This is a genomic window from Leifsonia sp. Leaf264 (genome assembly GCF_001422325.1).
Taxonomy (GTDB): Bacteria; Actinomycetota; Actinomycetes; order Actinomycetales; family Microbacteriaceae; genus Orlajensenia.
The window spans coordinates 398,584-416,069 of sequence record NZ_LMMR01000001.1; the positions used below are offsets into that span (position 1 = coordinate 398,584).

Annotated in this window: 19 protein-coding genes; 4 read left to right on the forward strand and 15 right to left on the reverse strand. The window is 62.8% G+C overall.

Features of this window, described 5'->3' with window-relative positions; genetic code table 11:
* Positions 1 to 211 precede the first annotated feature (211 nt).
* Complete coding sequence (locus ASF30_RS01840; RefSeq protein ID WP_055900669.1) at positions 212 to 2,578, forward strand: arylsulfatase; 2,367 nt, start codon at positions 212 to 214, stop codon at positions 2,576 to 2,578.
* 101 nt (positions 2,579 to 2,679) lie between these two features.
* Here the strand turns inward: ASF30_RS01840 and ASF30_RS01845 are convergent, their stop codons facing one another.
* From ASF30_RS01845 to ASF30_RS01910, 14 genes are all read right to left on the reverse strand, one after another.
* Positions 2,680 to 3,540: an ABC transporter substrate-binding protein gene (locus tag ASF30_RS01845; RefSeq protein WP_055900672.1), complete on the reverse strand. Its 861-nt coding sequence runs from the start codon at positions 3,538 to 3,540 to the stop codon at positions 2,680 to 2,682.
* A gap of 47 nt (positions 3,541 to 3,587) precedes the next feature.
* Positions 3,588 to 4,277, reverse strand: a complete 690-nt coding sequence (locus ASF30_RS01850) for an ABC transporter permease (RefSeq protein ID WP_055902396.1) — start codon at positions 4,275 to 4,277, stop codon at positions 3,588 to 3,590.
* Entirely contained in the window at positions 4,277 to 4,921 is a 645-nt protein-coding gene (locus ASF30_RS01855; RefSeq protein ID WP_055900675.1) for an ABC transporter permease, read from the reverse strand. The genes ASF30_RS01850 and ASF30_RS01855 overlap by 1 nt, the downstream gene beginning before the upstream one ends.
* Positions 4,918 to 5,730 (reverse strand): ABC transporter ATP-binding protein, encoded by an 813-nt coding sequence (locus ASF30_RS01860; RefSeq protein ID WP_055900677.1) that lies wholly within the window; start codon positions 5,728 to 5,730, stop codon positions 4,918 to 4,920. The genes ASF30_RS01855 and ASF30_RS01860 overlap by 4 nt, the downstream gene beginning before the upstream one ends.
* A 21-nt stretch (positions 5,731 to 5,751) precedes the next feature.
* The gene (locus tag ASF30_RS01865; protein ID WP_055900680.1) at positions 5,752 to 7,560 is read right to left on the reverse strand and encodes a glycoside hydrolase family 15 protein; all 1,809 of its coding nucleotides are present in this window, start codon (positions 7,558 to 7,560) and stop codon (positions 5,752 to 5,754) included.
* Positions 7,561 to 7,568: 8 nt separating this feature from the next.
* On the reverse strand, positions 7,569 to 7,925 hold the full coding sequence (locus ASF30_RS01870; protein ID WP_055900682.1) for an EthD family reductase: 357 nt from the start codon (positions 7,923 to 7,925) through the stop codon (positions 7,569 to 7,571).
* A 42-nt stretch (positions 7,926 to 7,967) separates the two neighbouring features.
* Positions 7,968 to 9,443, reverse strand: a complete 1,476-nt coding sequence (locus ASF30_RS01875) for a dihydrolipoyl dehydrogenase family protein (protein WP_055900684.1) — start codon at positions 9,441 to 9,443, stop codon at positions 7,968 to 7,970.
* Positions 9,444 to 9,471: 28 nt separating this feature from the next.
* A complete protein-coding gene (locus tag ASF30_RS01880) occupies positions 9,472 to 9,792 on the reverse strand; it encodes a hypothetical protein (RefSeq protein WP_055900687.1) in 321 nt (106 codons plus the stop codon).
* Between the two features lie 86 nt (positions 9,793 to 9,878).
* The gene (locus tag ASF30_RS01885) at positions 9,879 to 10,085 is read right to left on the reverse strand and encodes a hypothetical protein (RefSeq protein ID WP_055900690.1); all 207 of its coding nucleotides are present in this window, start codon (positions 10,083 to 10,085) and stop codon (positions 9,879 to 9,881) included.
* Positions 10,082 to 10,525 (reverse strand): VOC family protein, encoded by a 444-nt coding sequence (locus ASF30_RS01890; protein ID WP_055900693.1) that lies wholly within the window; start codon positions 10,523 to 10,525, stop codon positions 10,082 to 10,084. Before ASF30_RS01890 ends, ASF30_RS01885 begins: the two co-directional genes overlap by 4 nt.
* Before the next feature lie 41 nt (positions 10,526 to 10,566).
* Positions 10,567 to 11,406 (reverse strand): alpha/beta fold hydrolase, encoded by an 840-nt coding sequence (locus ASF30_RS01895; protein ID WP_055900696.1) that lies wholly within the window; start codon positions 11,404 to 11,406, stop codon positions 10,567 to 10,569.
* A gap of 295 nt (positions 11,407 to 11,701) precedes the next feature.
* A complete protein-coding gene (locus ASF30_RS01900; protein WP_055900699.1) occupies positions 11,702 to 12,640 on the reverse strand; it encodes a helix-turn-helix transcriptional regulator in 939 nt (312 codons plus the stop codon).
* A 17-nt stretch (positions 12,641 to 12,657) separates the two neighbouring features.
* Positions 12,658 to 13,275: an MEDS domain-containing protein gene (locus tag ASF30_RS01905; protein WP_055900701.1), complete on the reverse strand. Its 618-nt coding sequence runs from the start codon at positions 13,273 to 13,275 to the stop codon at positions 12,658 to 12,660.
* 266 nt (positions 13,276 to 13,541) lie between these two features.
* Entirely contained in the window at positions 13,542 to 14,222 is a 681-nt protein-coding gene (locus ASF30_RS01910) for a winged helix-turn-helix transcriptional regulator (protein ID WP_055900704.1), read from the reverse strand.
* A gap of 74 nt (positions 14,223 to 14,296) precedes the next feature.
* Between ASF30_RS01910 and ASF30_RS01915 the strand changes: the two genes are divergently transcribed.
* From ASF30_RS01915 to ASF30_RS01925, 3 genes are all read left to right on the forward strand, one after another.
* Positions 14,297 to 15,022 carry a hypothetical protein gene (locus tag ASF30_RS01915; RefSeq protein WP_055900707.1) on the forward strand — a complete coding sequence of 242 codons (726 nt, stop codon included), beginning with the start codon at positions 14,297 to 14,299 and terminating at the stop codon, positions 15,020 to 15,022.
* A gap of 42 nt (positions 15,023 to 15,064) precedes the next feature.
* Positions 15,065 to 15,382 (forward strand): hypothetical protein, encoded by a 318-nt coding sequence (locus ASF30_RS01920; RefSeq protein ID WP_055900710.1) that lies wholly within the window; start codon positions 15,065 to 15,067, stop codon positions 15,380 to 15,382.
* A 93-nt stretch (positions 15,383 to 15,475) separates the two neighbouring features.
* Positions 15,476 to 15,994, forward strand: coding sequence for a hypothetical protein (locus ASF30_RS01925; protein WP_055900713.1), 519 nt, complete (start codon positions 15,476 to 15,478; stop codon positions 15,992 to 15,994).
* Positions 15,995 to 16,469: 475 nt separating this feature from the next.
* On the opposite strand, the gene ASF30_RS23555 is transcribed toward ASF30_RS01925, so the two are convergent.
* On the reverse strand, positions 16,470 to 17,465 hold the full coding sequence (locus ASF30_RS23555) for an NrdR family transcriptional regulator (RefSeq protein WP_442914947.1): 996 nt from the start codon (positions 17,463 to 17,465) through the stop codon (positions 16,470 to 16,472).
* Positions 17,466 to 17,486: the final 21 nt, after the last annotated feature.

The following is a 17,486-nucleotide window of genomic DNA, read 5'->3' on the forward strand; positions in this document are numbered from 1 at the left end:
GAACGGGCAAGGGGTTGGGGCTATTGCGCCGGAGACGTGAACACCGCTGCTCTTCGGCCCGCTGTCTTCGGGAGCCTCGTCGCCGCCGGGCTGATGGTCCGGGCACCGAATCGGTCGCCTCGTGGAGGTCGCGGTAGTGCTTCCACGTGACATCTGCCATGGTGAGATCAGCCGGCGAACGCCGGCGGATGCGGCTTGGCTGGAGGCACACGTGGGTGGATCAACACAGCGTCAGGTATTGCCGATCCCGTACCAGGGGTCTGATTTTCCGGCGACCTATGATGCGAAGGATCCGGAGACTGCGTTCCCTCCTATCGAGCCGCTGCTGCCGCCTGAGGGTGCGCCGAACGTGCTGATCGTGTTGATCGATGATTGCGGGTTCGGTGCGTCGAGCTCGTTCGGTGGGCCGATCGCGACGCCGACATTCGATCGGCTAGCTGAGCAGGGCCTGAAGTACACCCGGTTCCACAACACGTCGCTGTGTTCCCCGTCGCGGGCGGCGCTGCTGTCGGGCCGCAACCATCACACGGTCGGGATGGGTGGGATCACGGAGATCGCGACCTCAGCGCCGGGATACAGTTCGGTGCGTCCCAACGACTGCGCGCCTCTGGCGGAGACGCTGAAGCTGAACGGGTACTCCACGGCACAATTCGGGAAATGTCACGAGGTGCCGGTGTGGCAGACCAGCCCGATGGGGCCGTTCGACAGCTGGCCGTCCGGCGGAGGCGGGTTCGAGTACTTCTACGGTTTCATCGGCGGAGAGACCAACCAGTACGCGCCCGCGCTGTACCACAACACCACACCGGTGGAACCGGACCGCACACCGGAGGAGGGCTACCACCTCACCGAGGACATCACCGACCGAGCCATCGGTTGGGTGCGTCAGCAGAAGGCGTTGATGCCCACCAAACCGTTCTTCACATACTTCGCTCCCGGAGCGACGCACGCACCCCACCACGTGCCGACTGAGTGGTCGGACAAGTACCGCGGCCAGTTCGACGACGGGTGGGATGTACTGCGTGAGGAGACCTTCGCCCGGCAGAAGCAGCTCGGGGTGCTGCCCGAATCCGCGGAGCTGACAGCCCGCCATGACCAGATCCCGGCGTGGGACGAGATGCCCGAGGAGATGAAGCCCGTGCTCGCACGGCAGATGGAGGTGTACGCAGGGTTCCTGGAACACACGGATCATCATGTCGGCCGGTTGATCGACGCGCTCGAGGAGCTGGGTGTGCTCGATGACACGTTGGTGTACGTCATCATCGGCGACAACGGGGCGTCGGCTGAAGGCGACGTCAACGGATGCTTCAACGAGCTCATCAACCTCAACGGTGCCGCCGAGATGCAGACCGCGGAGTTCATGGCCTCCCGCATCGACGACTTCGGCACCCCGGCCGCCTACAACCACTACGCCGTCGGCTGGGCGCACGCGATGAACACCCCATACCAGTGGACCAAGCAGGTCGCCTCCCACTGGGGCGGAACCCGCACCGGCACGATCGTGCGCTGGCCCAACGGCATCCAAGCCGCCGGTGAGACTCGGCACCAGTTCCATCACGTCATCGACGTCGCACCGACCGTTCTCGAGGCGGCCGGGATCCCGGAGCCGACCTTCGTGCATGGTGTGCAGCAGCACCCCTACGAGGGCGTGAGCATGGGCTACACCTTCGACGACGGGCAGGCCGCGGATCGGCGGCGGACACAGTACTTCGAGATGTTCGTCAACCGAGGCATCTACCACCAGGGCTGGACGGCGGTCACCCGCCACTCCATCCCCTGGGACCAGGGCAAACCGCTCCCACCGATCGATGACGACATGTGGGAGCTCTACGGCCCCGACGACTGGACCCAAGCCCATAACGTCGCAGCAGAGAACCCAGCGCAGCTGGCTCACCTGCAGCAGAAGTTCCTGCTCGAGGCATCCAAATACAAGGTCTTCCCGTTGGACGACCGACGGATCGAGCGGTTCAACTCCGACCTCGCCGGGCGACCAACCCTGATTCACGGCAACAGCCAAGTCCTGTTCGGTGGCATGGGTCGACTGACTGAGAACGTCGTCCTCAACGTCAAGAACAAATCCCATGCGGTCACCGCAGACTTGACCGTGCCCGACGACGGCAACGCGAATGGTGTCATCATCGCCCAGGGCGGCGCCTTCGGCGGATGGTCCATCTACCTCCACGACGGCCGGCCGACATACTGCTACAACCTGTTCGGCATGCAGCACTCCTACATCCGCGCTGAGCAACCGGTACCTGCCGGCGATCACCAGGTACGGCTCGAGTTCACCTACGACGGTGGCGGACTCGGCAAGGGCGCCAGCGCGGACCTGTACCTCGACGGGGTCCAGATCGCCACCGGTCGCATCGATGCCACGGTGCCGTTGGCGTTCTCCGGCGACGAGACCATGGACGTAGGCTCCGACACAGCGACCCCGGTCAGCGAGGATTACGACAGCCGCAGCAGTATCTTCACCGGCCGCATCCACCGCGTGCAAATCGACCTCGGCGACGATGCCAACGACAACGACCACCTCATCAGCCCCGAAGAACGCATGCGCATCATCACCACGCGGCAATAAGACCAACCTGTTGAGCCCGTTGGGGGGTCCTCCACCGGACGCCCGGAAGGGATCCCCTAACGCGTCGACCCATCACTGGACCGCTCATCCGCAAATGCGAACTAGGGCATCGGATTTTCCGTCAACCACTGCTTCGCGATGCTCTCGGCCGGCGCCTGCTCGTTCACGCTCTCCGCGTTCAGCGCGACCAAGCCATCGGCGGTTAGTGCGGCGCTCACTGCGTTGACGATGGCGGTGCCCTTCTTGTCGAGAGCGTCGCTGGCGACGGGGACGACGTGGGAGGCCAGGAACAGGCCTTCGGTGTCTTCGAGTGCGACGAGGTTGTTCTCCTCAATGGACGGATCAGCTGTATAGATGACCGCCAGCTGAATGGAGTCGTCGCGCAGTGCTTTCACCGTCAAGGGTCCACCGCCGTCTTCGATCGGCGTGAATGCAACGTCGACTCCGTAGGTTGCTTCCAGGCCGGCGGGTCCGAACGGACGCGTTTCTGCTTCGGAGTTGGCACCGAGCGTTAGCGGTTCGGTGACTTTGGAGAGGTCGTTGATTGTGGTGAGCCCCCACTTCTCGGCAAACTCCTCCGTGACCACGAATGCGTCTTGGTCGGTTGCTGACGACTCGTCAAGGATGCGTACGCCTGCCGGAGCAGCGTCTACGAGTGCGGCGTAGACGTCTGCGTCGAGCCGAGCTGGGGTTTCCGGTTCCCAGACCTGGAGGAGTGGGCCTGTGTATTCCGGGAAAAGGTCGATGGCTCCGCTCTCGATCTCCGGGATGTACACCTCTCGTTGACCGATTCGGAGGTCGCGCTCGACTGAGTAACCACCGGCTTCGAGGGCTTGTGCGTAGATTTCGGCGATGATCTCGTTCGAGTAGTAGTCCTGAGACCCGACAACGATGGCGCTGTCCGCTCCAGCGGAATTGCCATCTAGGTTGCCGGTCGCGCAACCAGAGAGGAGGACGCTCATAGTCGTTAGGGTCAGGAGAGCTGTGAGGTGCCGACGGCTTGGTTTCGTCATGATGTTCTTTCGGTGAGGTGATGCCGGGTGGCGTTCGATCGGAACGAGAATCGTTTCTGGATCAGGACGAAGATGCCGTCGAGAAGAAGGGCGAGTGCAACGACCAGCAAGGAGCCGGCGATCAATTCGGCGTAGTTCCGGGTCTTCAAGCCCATGAAGATGTAGCGGCCGAGACCCGCGTCGGCTACATAGGCGGCGAGGGTGGCGGTGGCGACGACCTGGAGGGTGGCGGAGCGAATACCGCCGAGGAGGGCCGGTGCGGCGAGCGGAATCTCGATGCCAAAGACGATCTGCATCTCGGACATACCTTGGGCTCGGGCACCGTCGACGACTTCGCTGCTGACGGCCATGACGCCGGAATACGTCCCGGCGAGAATGGATGGGGCGGCCAACACGATGAGCGCGATCATCGGAGCGACCAGCCCTATGCCGACGGCCAAGCCGAGCAGGGTCAGCAGGCCGAGAGTCGGAACAGCCCGGGCAGCTCCCGCGACGAGAGCGACGCCGACCGTCCCTCGACGTCGATGCCCAACCACGACGCCTACGGGGATTGTGATGACAGCTGAAATGAGCACCACGACGATGGTGATCGCGAGATGCTCTGCCAGCCGCGCCCATATTCCCCCGTCGCCGCTCCACGATTCGGGGTCCGCGAGCCATTGAAGTGCCTGAGCGATGAGCTCCATCACGCCGCCTTCTGGCGGCGCGCCCACGGAGCGACCGCTCGGCCGGTGAGCACGCACAGACCGTCGAGGAGGACGCCGATGAGTACAACGAGGCAGATCCCTGTGATGACTTCAGCGACGATCCCTCGTTGGAACCCGTCCGTGAAGAGTGTGCCGAGGCTGCTGATGCCGATGACTGACGACACGGTGACCAGGCTCACCGTGCTGACAACAACGACACGCAAGCCTGCGATGAGTCCCGGCACGGCGAGGGGGAGGTCGACGGCCCAGAACCGGCCGAGGGACGAGTAGCCAATTGCGGACGCCGCGAGTCGTACTTGCTCTGGCACGGACGAAAATGCATCTGCTGAGGCGCGGACCATGATCGCCGTCGCGTAGACGGTCAGCACGATGATGGCGTTCCATGCAGACCTCAGCCCGACCCCGAATATCACGGGGATTAACACGAAAAGCGGTAGGGAAGGAATGGCGTACAACAGCCCGACGACGGCGAGGGATGGTTCGCGTGCCCACCCCCGACCCTGCACAACCCAGCCGATTGGCACGGCAATGATGACACTGAGGATCACCGCAGGTATCGCCAGGGCGAGGTGAACGATGAACAGTTGGGCGACTCCGTCGATGTTCTGGCTGAGCCACTTCATCGTTGCAGAGCTCCTATGGGCCGGCCTTCTGCGTCGAGGACCAGCTCGACACCGTTCCGAGTGTGCAGTTGGAGTCGCCGTTCCGGACGATCGACGCCGACGAACTCAGCCACGAACTCGTCTGCAGGTTGCGCGAGAATCTCCGTGGGTGTTCCTCGTTGGGCGATGACCCCGCCAGCCTTGATGATCACAATTTCGTCGGCGAGAGCGAATGCTTCGTCGATGTCATGAGTGACGAACAGGATGGTCTTGGAAAGCTCGCGTTTCAGAGCGATCAGTTCTTGTTGCAGGGTGCGTCGCACGATCGGATCGACAGCGCCGAACGGTTCGTCCATCAGCAAGATGTTGGGGTTGGACGCTAACGCTCGAGCCACCCCGACGCGTTGTTGCTGCCCGCCGGAGAGTTGTGCCGGGTACCGTTGCGCCAACTCCGGGTCCAAGCCCACCAGTTCGAGCATCTCGAATGAACGAGTGCGCGCTTCTGCTTTGGATGCTCCGTTCAGGCGGGGTACAACCGAGATGTTCTCGACGACGGTTCGATGTGGCAGCAGTCCCCCGGATTGCAGCACGTAGCCGATCGACCTGCGCAGCTCCACCGGGTCTGTCGCGGCGAGGTCTGCGCCGTCGATGAGGACTCGTCCGGCGGTCGGGTCGATCATCCTGTTGACCATGCGGAGGAGCGTTGTCTTACCCGAACCGGACGACCCCACCAGCACGACTGTGGACCTGCTTGGGATGGTGAGGTTGACGTCGGCGACCGCGGTTGTGCCGTCCGGGTGGGTCTTCGAGACGGATTCGAACTGGATCACGGCGTGCTCCTCAACGTTCGTTCACATCACAGAGGTGGACAGGCTTGGAAGCGGATTCGCCGCCATCTCCGAGATGGCGTCGGCGGCGCGGACCAGCGTGAGGTGCGTGAGTGCTTGGGGTGTGTTGCCTACTTGGGTTTGACCGTCTACGTCGTACTCCTCGGAGAGCATGCCGACATCGTTGGCGTACGAAACCAACCGGTCCATGAGCTCGATGGCCTCATCGGGTCGACCCGATCGCGCGTACTGCTCAACGAGCCAGAAGGAGCAGGCGAGAAAGGGATGTTCATCTCCCGGGAGCCCGTCGACACCGGCTTCGGTGCGGTAGCGGAGAACAAGGCCATCACGGAGGAGGTCCGCTTCGATGGCAGCAACGGTTCCGAGCATCCGAGGATCGGCCCAATCCAGATAGCCGACCTGTGCGAGCTGCAGCAACGAGGCGTCGACCTCAGGACCGGTGTAGGTCTGCGTGTACGTGTTTCGCGAAGCATCGAACCCGTTCTCTTCAATGTTTGCTCGTACTCTTTCGCGTAGCACGCGCCACCGGGCGAGGTCGCCGTCCAATCCGTACTCCTCGACGGCGTGGATTGCGCGGTCGAACGCGGCCCAGACCAGCACTCGGGAATGGGTGAAGGATTGTTGTTCTCCGCGGATTTCCCAGATGCCATGGTCGGGGTCCTCCCAGTGGTCCTCGAGGTATGTGATGAGGGACCGTTGTAGTGCCCAGGAGAATCGCGTGTCTGGCACGCCGCTGCGACGCGCGTCGTCGAGAGCGATCATGACCTCGCCGATGACGTCGGCTTGGAACTGTGTCGATGCGCCGTTGCCGATCCGAACAGGGGCGGCTCCTTTGTAGCCGGGCAGGGTGGTGATGACGCTCTCGGCAAGGTTTCGCTCCCCCGACAGGCCATACATGATCTGCAGGTCTGCGGGATCACCAGCGACCGCTCGGAGCAACCACCCGCGCCACGAGCTCACATAATCGCTGTACCCGTGGGTGAGGAGGACGGAGATTGCCAGTGATGCGTCCCGGAGCCAGACGTAGCGGTAGTCCCAGTTGCGTTCTCCGCCGAAGCTCTCGGGGAGCGATGTGGTGGCTGCCGCAACGACGCCTCCGGTCTGCAAATGGGTTAGCGCACGCAGAAGGAGGAGCGACCGAACGACAGCAGTCCGGTACGGTCCTTCGTGATCGCAATCTCCCGCCCACTTCTTCCACCACGCGTGTGTGAGGAGCATTGCAGCGTCGACGTCAGGGGCGGGCGGAGTGTCACGGTGGGCGGGATACCAGGTCAGGCTCAGGTCAACTGTGCTCCCGGCTTGTACGGCGAATTCGCCGACGTGGCTGTGCCCGGCTGGGTGAAGTAGTGGGCCTCGAACCACAATCGAGTCTGGTCCGGCGACAGCGATGATCGATGCTGGTTGTTCGGAGTGGTCTTTCCGTAGCCACGGGACGGTGGCTGCGTGACCGAAGCGGAATCGAAGGTCCTGCTTCATGCGGACTGCGCCGGTGACGCCTCTTACGCGCCGGATGAGGTTGGCGCGTCGGTCGTCCATGGGCATGACGTCGGTGACCTCCACCGTTCCTGTGTCAGTTGTCCAGTGCGTGATGAGGATCATCGTGTCGCCGTCATACCGCCGTGTGGACGTGGCGGCGGCATCAGCGGGGGCGAGGAGCCACCGCCCGTGCTCCTCAGACCCGAGGAGTGCACCGAATTGTGACAACGAGTCGTAGCGGGGCATGCACAACCAGTCGATGCTGCCGTCACTGCCAACAAGAGCGCCTGTGTAGCAGTCGCTGATCAGTGCGTAGTCCTCAATGCGGAGTGACATATCGAGCGTCAGGCTGCGCCAGCGTCTCGATTGGGCGCGGCCGCGGTGAGCTCTGATTCCTCGACGTCCATGAACATGAACTTGACGCCGCCGGTAGCCAGTTCGCCTAGCGCCGGAAAGAGTGCGCCGGCCTCCGCGGTCGTGACTGCGGCGGATGCGGATGCGTAGTCGGAGAAGTACATGTCGATCTGACGGTAGGCGGGAGTCGGAGTCCCGTCTTCCTTGGGCCAGATCTTGGATGTTTCGAATCGCTCCAGCCCTGGCACCTTGCGGGCCAGTCCGACCAACTGATTGGCCTCGTATGCTCGTTCGAACTCGACGGGGTCAGTTGGGTTGTCGTAGAGGACTGTGATTTTGGTGGGCATGGTCTTGTTCCGTTTCGTTGGGGTGGTTTATGTCCATGCGGATTACGCGACAGCTTCGGAGGGGTAGTCCGGCTGGCGTTCTTCGTCTTCCCGGTGTTGCGCTGGCCGGCCATAGGTTTCCAACAGCCGGAGCCATATTTCGTTGACCGTGGGGTAGGCCGGGACCATGTGCCAAAGCCGGGCCATGGGTACGTCTGCGACGATTGCCAGGGTGGCGGTCTGGATGAGTTCGCTGACGTCGGGACCAACAAACGTGACCCCGAGGATCCTCTGCCGTTTCTCGTCAACGACCATGCGGGCGGAGCCCCTGTAGTCGTCTTCGCGGACGCTGGATCCGGCGAGGTAGCCGATCTCGTAGTCGATGACACGGGTCTCGTAGCCGGCCTTCGTGGCGGCTTCAGAGGTGAGACCCACGGAAGCGACTTCGGGTTCGGTGAACGTGACTTGAGGAACGGCTTGATGATCGGCTGTCGCGACGTGCTCGCCCCAAGGCTGGTCGAGTATCGTCTCGCCCAGTGCGCGGGCGGCGATGACACTGCCCGCGGCCCGTGCCTGGTACTTGCCTTGGTGGGTCAGCAGGGCACGATGGTTGACGTCGCCGACTGCGTAGAGCCAGTCGAATCCGTCGACGCGGAGGGTGTCGTCGGTGTTCATCCAGTCGCCGGGCGTGAGGCCGATGGTTTCGAGCCCGATGTCGTATGTTGCTGGTGTGCGGCCTGTGGCGACGAGGAATTCGTCGGCGACGATCGTGTCCCCGCCGTTCATGGTGATGGTGACTTCGCCATCCCTTCTGGTGACGCCTGTGGTTTCCGTGTTCAGCAGGACGGTGATGCCTTGCTCCTTCATCCATTGGTGCACCATCTCGCCGGCAAACGGTTCCATTCCGGCGAGCAGTCCGCCCCGGGAGATGAGGGTGACTGTCGATCCCAGCCCGACGTAGGCGGTTGCCATCTCGGCTGCCACGACGCCGCCGCCGATGATTGCGAACCGGGCGGGAAGGTGTTTGACGCTGGTGGCTTCCCTGCTCGTCCACGGCTGTGCGTCTACGAGACCGGCAATTGGGGGAATGAGCGGTCGGGAACCTGTGGCGACGGCGACAGCGTGACGTGCCGTGTACGTGGTGACGGCACCGTCAGGGGCGGTGACGGTGATTTGCTTGGGTGCGCTGATCCGGCCGATCCCTCGGACGACGTCGATGCCGGCTCCTTCCGCCCAGCTGACTTGGCTGGCATCCGACCAGTGGTGGGTGAAGGAATCGCGGCGATCAAGGACTCGCTGCACGTCGAGGGTCCCGGTGATTGCCTGTGCGGCCCCGTCGACATGTTGAGCTGCGCGAAGTGCTTGCGCTGACCTCAAAAGCGTTTTGGATGGCATGCAGGCCCAGTAGGAGCACTCGCCTCCAACGAGCTCGCTCTCAACAAGGAGAGCAGTCAGCCCGCCTTGAACGGCGTAATCAGCGACGTTCTCGCCGGCAGCTCCAGCGCCCAGGACGATGAGATCGTATTCGTTCGTAACCATGGTGGATTCTTTTCCTGGACGGGGCGGATTAGTAGCTGCGGGTGTTGGGAGTGGGTGGTTGGCACGCGGGGAGCGCCAGGTATCCGCAGCCGGTGTTCACTAGGAGTGCTTGGCCGAGACCTGATGCGGTCAGATCCCATCCAAGGAGGCGGATATACCGCAGCATGGTGCTCAGCATGGAACGGACGCGTTGATGATTGTCTGCGGGCGTTGGGAATGCCCGCCGGTAGAGAAGGTCGAACTGAGCGAGCGTGAGGCCCTCGTATGCGTCGATCTGGGTGGTGGTGATCGCTGTGTGCTGACCTGCGCTGAAGCGTCGCCGGTACTGGCGGACTTGCTCGAGGTTCATCAGCTGCTCCGCAACAGGGTCCTCCCGACCCGGGTGGCGGGGAGGTGACGTTCCTTGGGGTGACCCTTGGTGGGTCGACAGCCGGTTCATGGTGTCGGGCCGACGATCTGGTATCCGTGGGCTTCGAGGTTGGCGACCATGTGTTCCGCGTACCATTGCGGCCATTCGTCGTCGTGGACGCCACCGAGGACCGTGGCTTCGTGCACACCGTGGGCTTCGGCAGCCTTATTGAGGATGTCGAGGACGACGGTGAGGGTGGCTTCCGGTGTGAGCGGAGCTGAGGTGTCGTTCATCGTCCGGGTGCCCGCTTCTTGATTTCCTGCAGCATCCAGCCGTTTCCGTCGGGGTCTTCGAAGCTGGCGAAGCTGCCGTAGTCGGCACGTTCCGGGTGCGGGCCGGCAAGGCGCTGCTCGGTTCCGGCGTGGTGGAAGATGCCACCGGCGTCGTGGAAGATCTCGGAGACGTCGGCGCCGTGGTCGAGGAGTTCTTGGCGGGCTTCTTCGATGTCGTAGACGGTGAGTTGGAGGCCTTGGACGAAGCCCGGAGCGGCGGTGGTGAGGCCGGTGCCGAAGATGATCGAGGCTTCCGAACCGGGTGGTGTGAGCTGGACGACGCGGAAGTCGTCACTGACGGCGAAGTCGGCGTCGAGGCGCCAGCCAAGTGATTCGTAGAAGTTCTTGGCCTGGTCGACGTCGCTGACTGGGATGACGACGACTTCAAGTTTCATGTCCATGATGGGGCTCTTTTCATTGGGCGGTATGTGGGCGGTGCCTGTTATTCGGAGAGGAAGGCGTTCACTTCTGCGGCGAACTCGGTGGGGTATTGGAAGAGGAACCCGTGGTTGGCGTTGGGGTAGATCGTGAGGCGGGCGTTCGGCAGGTGTCCGGCGAGGAGGTAGGAGTTCTCGGTCGGCACCATGATGTCGTTGTCACCGTTGGCGACCAGGGTGGGCTGCAGGATGTTCTCCAGTCGGGCCAAGCGGGCGTAGTCCTTGATCCCCCACTCGATGGCGGCTGCGGCTTGTGCGTCACGCACGGCGAGGCTGGGGAGGGTGTCGCGGTCATCGGCCCGGGTGAAGATGCGGCCGACGAACTCGCCCCCTTTGGCTTGACTGTCGGGGTTTGGGGCGAAGAAGAGGTAGAGGATGTCTTCAGCGCCTTGCTCGTCTTTCATGGCATGGGCGCGGGGGGTGTCGGTCCAGCCGTGCATGTTGCGGCCGCCTTCCGGGCCGGTACCGGCAAGGATCAACCGGCGGACGAGCGCTGGCCGTTGGAGGGCGACTTCCTGGGCGATCATCCCGCCGATGGAGAAGCCGAAGATGTCCACCTGGTCGAAGCCGAGGGTGTCGATGAATGTCAGAGCATCGCGGGCGAAGTCGCGGAAAGTGTCGGGGATCGCACCGGTGGATAGCCCGATACCGCTCGGGTCGTAGAGAACGACTTCCCGTTCGGCCGAGATCGGGTCGACCAGGTCGGGGTCCCAGCCGTCGAGGTTGCCGCGGAAGTGTTGCAGGAAGATGACCGGGGTGGTGCCGGTTCGGCCGAACCTTCGGTATGCGTACGAGTTGCCGTTCGGACCGTCGATGTGCAGATTAGGCGCTGTGTACTGGGACACGCTGGTCCCCTTTCAATAGCCGTCGGAGAGTGCAGACGGGGATAGCCGCTCGACAAGACGAGCAGCGCGCAGGGTCGCCGGTTGCTGTGGACGGTGGGTGGTCCGTCGAGCTGTACGCGGCGTGAGGGCACCTGGGTGGTTGTGTCCTCAGGTCAGAGAGACCTGCAAGACCAATATCGCCCCGTCGCATCGGCCCGGCATCCGTAGTGCCCGTCGGTATGAAGAGCTCGAGCGGTCTGCCCGTGGCGTGAACCCCTCATCTTTGAAGCCTGGTGACCGGAGGGCGGCCGATGGGTCAGATGAGTGCGTTCCGCAGGGCGAAAGCGGTGGCTTCGCTGCGGCGGCGTACACCGATCTTCCGGTAGAGGCTGGTGACGTGACGCTCCACGGTCCGGTCGCTGAGCCACATCAACGCTGCGATCTCTTTATTGGTGAGCCCTTGCGCGAGGAGTCCCAGGACTTCTGTTTCCCGTCGCGTCAACGGCAGTCCCGGCGAGCTGACACGGATGGCTCCGAGAATGGGGACAGGAGATTGTGTTGTGGCCGAGGCCGACTCGAGGTCGCCGGGCGGCGCGCCTTCGGCGACGGCAGCAGCGGCATCCCGGATTCGGTCTGAGACCAAGGTGAGCGAGGGTTCGACATCGTCGATGAGTGTCCGAAGGATCTCAGCTTGACGGGCGAGTTTAGCCTCAGCTGCTGTTCGGCTCTGGCGTTCGTTCAAGAGGCTGCGGGCGGTGTGGATGGCAATCGCCGCCTGTCCGGCTGCCACGCGAAGCAGATGTGTTTCCGTGACGGTGGGGAAGTCGGTGCGCACTGACGACACAAGGACGATGCCAGCTTCCCAGGGCAGCGCGATCTGCAGGCTGGCGACGCGAACCGCGCCCAGATCGGAAGAGTGAACGGCGATCGTCTTCACTCCGGACACCAATGTCGAGTTCGTTGCGCTCAAGTCGCGGAGTTCGGCAGGGACGTTGGGGCCGATCGGTCGCCACCCTTCTACAAGAAGCGCCGGTTGGTGTTCATCGAATCGAACGTACACGCCGTCCAGTTGCAGCATGCCGAACAGGACGCTCAGCAGACCGGTGACAATTTCGATCGGGTCCTGGTCCACCCACATGGCCGGCAAGGCCAGGAGTGCGCCGAGGTCGCGCATCCAGCGCCTCGACTCTGACGCGGAAACGTCACCTTCGTCTCGGCCGTAGAGGTTGTCGGCCAGTGTCGTTTCCATGTTCATGGTGACGTCGATTCCGTCTAACGGAGATTCTTCTGGCGGAGGAACTCTGCAGGCGGCACGAAGAACGGGTTCTCTTGCAGCACTCCCCCGACGAGCACCATCGGATGGGTACGGAGGATGTCGATGATGAGTGCACCATCGAACTGGGCGGTGTCGTAGGCGCAGATGGCGATGTGTCGGCGCCGCAGGTTGACGAAGTTGGCTCGCGCTTCGAATTCAATGAGCTGGTCAGTGAGGCCGGGTTCGCCGATTGCCCAGCCCATGTTGGCGACGAGGCGGACACGGGGAGAGTCCTGGTCGTCGAACATCCGGTCGAGGAGGGTGAGCATAGCGTCCGGGTCGAAGCGCCCACCGTTCAGATAGGTGTCAGCCCAACTCTGCACTTCGCACTGGCGACGATTCAGTAAGTCGGCAGCGTCGTACCCAAGGTGTTGCAGGCGGTTGACTGGCTCGGCCACGTCTGCCGGATCAACGAGGTACACGATCCGGTCTCCGCTTTCGATCCCTTGGCGTACGAACGAATCGAGCACCGCGAGGTCTTCGTCCTGCCAGTTGACGAAGGCGCACACATGTCGGTGTTGGTCGAGGATCCCGCCCGCGAACGTGACAACATCATCCCCGTTGTCCGTCACCATGGTCGTCTCGATCCGCTGAGTCTGCCCCCGGTGTGGGTCTAGTCGTCGATCCGGATGCTCCGAGCTTCGGACAATTTAGAACTCCGCATTCAGGCTAACTGTCGGAAAGTCCCAACACAATGACTTTGCAGTCAAGCCCCTTGACGCGTCAGCGGTGTTGTGACGGCGGGGCTTCTCGATGCCGGTGAGGTAGCCCAAGAGTGTTGGAGCACATCATGTCGACAAAGATGACGTCGCGAGCGCCCAGCGCGGCTCGGGAGCGTCTCTCAGCCCGCTGCGCGATCCACGAGCGATCCAGTTCCCGTGAAGACTCCAGGTGCGGGGAATGACTCAAGGAACTGGTCGGCCGCGGCTCGGTCACCCGTGATCTCGATCGCCCCGGTATCGAGTGAAGCCTCCACGCCGACGCTGCCGAAGAGTACATCCCACCAACTCTGCACTGTCCCCCGCAGCACTGCGTCGGGTTCTTGCGCTGCGCCCCGCTTGATCTGGATCGCGTCGCTGTCGAGGTGAATGGCGAACTGGTCATCGCCGAGCTGGAGAGCGACCGATACGGTGGACGGCCCGGCAGGCCTGTAGAGAGCCTTCAGGAGCAATGCCAAGGAGTCGGCACTCATCTTGGAACCGTGGTGCACGTCCAGACGCGCACCCCACTGCGCCAGTGCGACGACCGCTGGCTCTAGTGCGACGCCGGCCGAAGTCAACTCATACACCTGAGCTCTGGCCGGAGGGCCGAGCTTGACGCGCTGGATGACGCCGGCCCCTTCCAGTTCCTTCAGCCGCTGACTCAACACGTTCTGGCTGGCTTGCGGAAGCCCCGATCTAAGGTCGGCGAATCGCTTCGGACCGAACATCAACTCGCGCACGATGAGCAACGCCCAGCGCTCACCGACGGCATCCAAGGCCAGGGCTGCGCCGCACTCATCTGCATAACTTCGTTCGCTCATAAAAAAAGATTACCCTAAACGCACCAGTTGGTGCTACTTTAGGACTACGCAGTACTAAACAAGGAGTAAACATCATGGACGCACTACTCGAAAAGGTTCTCGAAGCTCATGGCGGCAAAGCCCGCTGGGACGAACTGAAGACCGTCAAGGCAACCATCACCTACGGCGGCCCGTTCTGGGAGTTCAAGGGAAACGCGGACTTCGCCGTCACTGAGATCGTCGAAGCCGACCTCTACCAGGAATGGATCCGCCACACCGAACCCGAAACCGGCCGCGTGATCGAGTACTACAAGAAGGCCGACAAGGTCATCATCATGGACGCCGACGGCAAGGTCGTCGACGAGCTCGAGAACCCACGCGCCAGCTTCGACGGCTACACGACAGAGACCAAGTGGACCGCCGCACAGGCCGGGTACTTCCGCAGCTACGCCGTATGGCACTACCTCGCCGAACCCATCGTCTTCACCCTCCCCGGCGTCGAGGCTCACGAGATCGAGCCGTGGACCGAAGGCGACGAGACCTGGCGGGTCCTGCAGGTCACCTACCCGAAGACCATCGATGCCCACAACGAAGTCGAGCTGTACTACTTCAACGAGGCCGGGTTGCTCCGCCGCATGGACTACCAGCCTGTCGTGAACGGCTACTCCCCCACCGCCCACTACATCCAGGAGACCGACCTCATCGACGGACTTCCGGTACCCACCCTCCGGTACGTCCACATCCGCAACGACGACCGCACACCCGACCTGTCCTGGGTTCCCATCACCCTCGCCCTCAGCGACGTCTCCTTCAACAGCTAAGCAACCCAAGTAACACCTACGCAGATCCGAGAACCGATTCTCATGAACCAGCTCCAGGCCGCACTCCCCGCGGCAGACAAGAACACCGCCCAGGCCCCGGCAGACGCATTCCAGGACCTCACCCTCCCGCAGTTCCACAACCTCCTCACCGAGGCCGGCCTGCAGAGCACCCCCCAGCACGCCAAGCAGGGCAGGATCCGTGCCGCCCTGAACCGCTGGTTCGGCGGATGGAGCTTCATGAGCGTCGGCGGCCTCATCAGCTACGCCTACCTCGCGAACAGCGCCGGCTTCGTCGTCATCAGCCCGTACTTCTACGCCATCCCGAACTACATCCCCGGCGCGGACCCCACCCGCCCGTAGCCAACACCGCTCGCCACACGGAAACCACCAGCGCCCGCGTCGCTCCGCATACCGGAACGACGCGGGCGCACCCACAACATCCAGGAGAACCTCATGGGCATCATCGACACCCTCTTCGGCCGCAAGCTCCGCGAACCGACCGTCCCCGCACCCTTCACCCCGACACCGGGAACAGCTGACGAACTCGCCGTTCAGCGCTACGAATACCTCCTTCGCAACGCCAGCCCCGACACGGTCGAACAGGTACACACCGAAGCGTTCGCGAAAATGAGCTACGCGCAGCGAGACCTGATGTTCGACCAGCTCGTCGCCCGAGCCGCCGCAAACGACGAAAGACCAGCCGACGCGACCCCCGCCTCACTCGCAGCCACCGCGACACTGGTGGAGAAAAGACAGCCCGGGTCCATCAAACGCCTGTTCGGCAACGCCGGCGCCAACCCCCTCTGGGGCGACCCGAACTCCATGTTCTACCTGTTCGTCAGCTACTCCATCGCCTCAGACCTGTCCACTGCATACTTCCTGAGCCAGGCCATCTCCGCCGATACGGCTGCTCCCACAGAAGCGGTTATGGAAACGAGCGAGGGCGAGTTCTTTGGGGACTTCGGTCTTTAGACAGGCTGGCCCTGCGAACGCGATACGTCCTGGAGGTGTAGCCCGAAAGGCAGTCGCCAACGGGACCTGATGATCGAGTTCTCGCGCGTAGGTGGAGGCTGCAATAGGTCGTGCCCGTTTAGCCCGCCCGGTGTGGTTGCCCGCAGCGGTGCCCTTTGCGGTGAAGCATAAGATGCTGGACAACCCAGTGACGGGCAACCTTCCGGAGACCTCTCAAGAGGAAGAGGAGTGGCCTCCTAGTCCGATTCAAGCCGCTACCGCAGAAATTGGATCGCCCTCTTTCTGACATGGATGGCGGCTCCGATGGTTGGAAGACAGCGCCCACGGACAGCTGCTCCAAGTTCGATAGTGATCCTTCTGAAGGGTCAGATCAGCCCAACCAGGATTCCAACGTGGAAGTCTCGTGTCGGCGGTATGCGTGACAGCCTGCGCAATAGCGAGAAACTAGAGCAGCGCCAATGGGCGAAACAACGTCTCACAGCGCTCTCGCCCACCGCCTCCAGTCTTTCGACACGATGAGTCGGTGAGACGGAGCACGGATGAGGTCGTCGACTTCGTCCGCGAACTCTCGGACCCCACGAATGTTCTTCGCGACCGTCGCCCATCTGAGATACCCGATGTCGTCGACACGCCGTAGCCCAGCCAGAACTGACGCTGAGACCTGGGTGGAGTGGACGGCCCGCTGACCTCGAAGGTCGTTCAAGACCAAGTGAGCAACGATCAAGGACTTGGCGTCGGCATCTCGTCTACCCCACAGCGCTGCGCTTACGCCCTTTAGAAGTTGTCGCAACGCAAAATCCGGTGTGCGGCCGTCACGTTTGAGAACGCTCTCGGGTCGCCACTCAAGCCGCTTGGGAGCCGGCGGCCGTGGACCTACACCATCGGTGAAGTGCCCTTGCTGGGCACGCGTTCTAAGGTTCGGGTACCGCCGATTCACCCACGCCAGTACGCATTCCGCGTCCAACCAGCCTTCGCGATAGTCATTGCGACCCTGGATCGCCATGACGTAGAGCAATTCGGCCATCCTGTACTGGTTGCCGGTACCGATCCTCATGATCGCCTCCACCGCCTCCGACACTTGCGTGTCGGGGATAGCACCAACAATGTCCGGACGGCTGCGGAATTCCTCAGGGGTGAGTCGCGTCGTATTCGAACTCAACTTCCGTTCAATCCGTTCAGTCGCCCGCGCCGCCACGTTCTCCAGAGTTGTGGAATCAAGTGGCCCCTTCCGTCCGAAGAGGATTCGCTCAAGATCGTCGCGCAGGCGCTGTCCACTGAAGGTCCCCCGAGCTAGAGCATTGTCGCTGGACCGCCGAAGCGCATACAGGCTTATGTCAGGGGCGATCGGCGTCTCGACAGTTCGGAAACTGTGGCCGTTCTCGCAACGCCTTAGGCGTTGGACGCGCGAGCTCTCGGAACTCGGGCGGGTGTTTGGCACGGACGTAGGTGATCCACACACAGGACACAGCATTCCATGCCGTCTTCGGCTGTC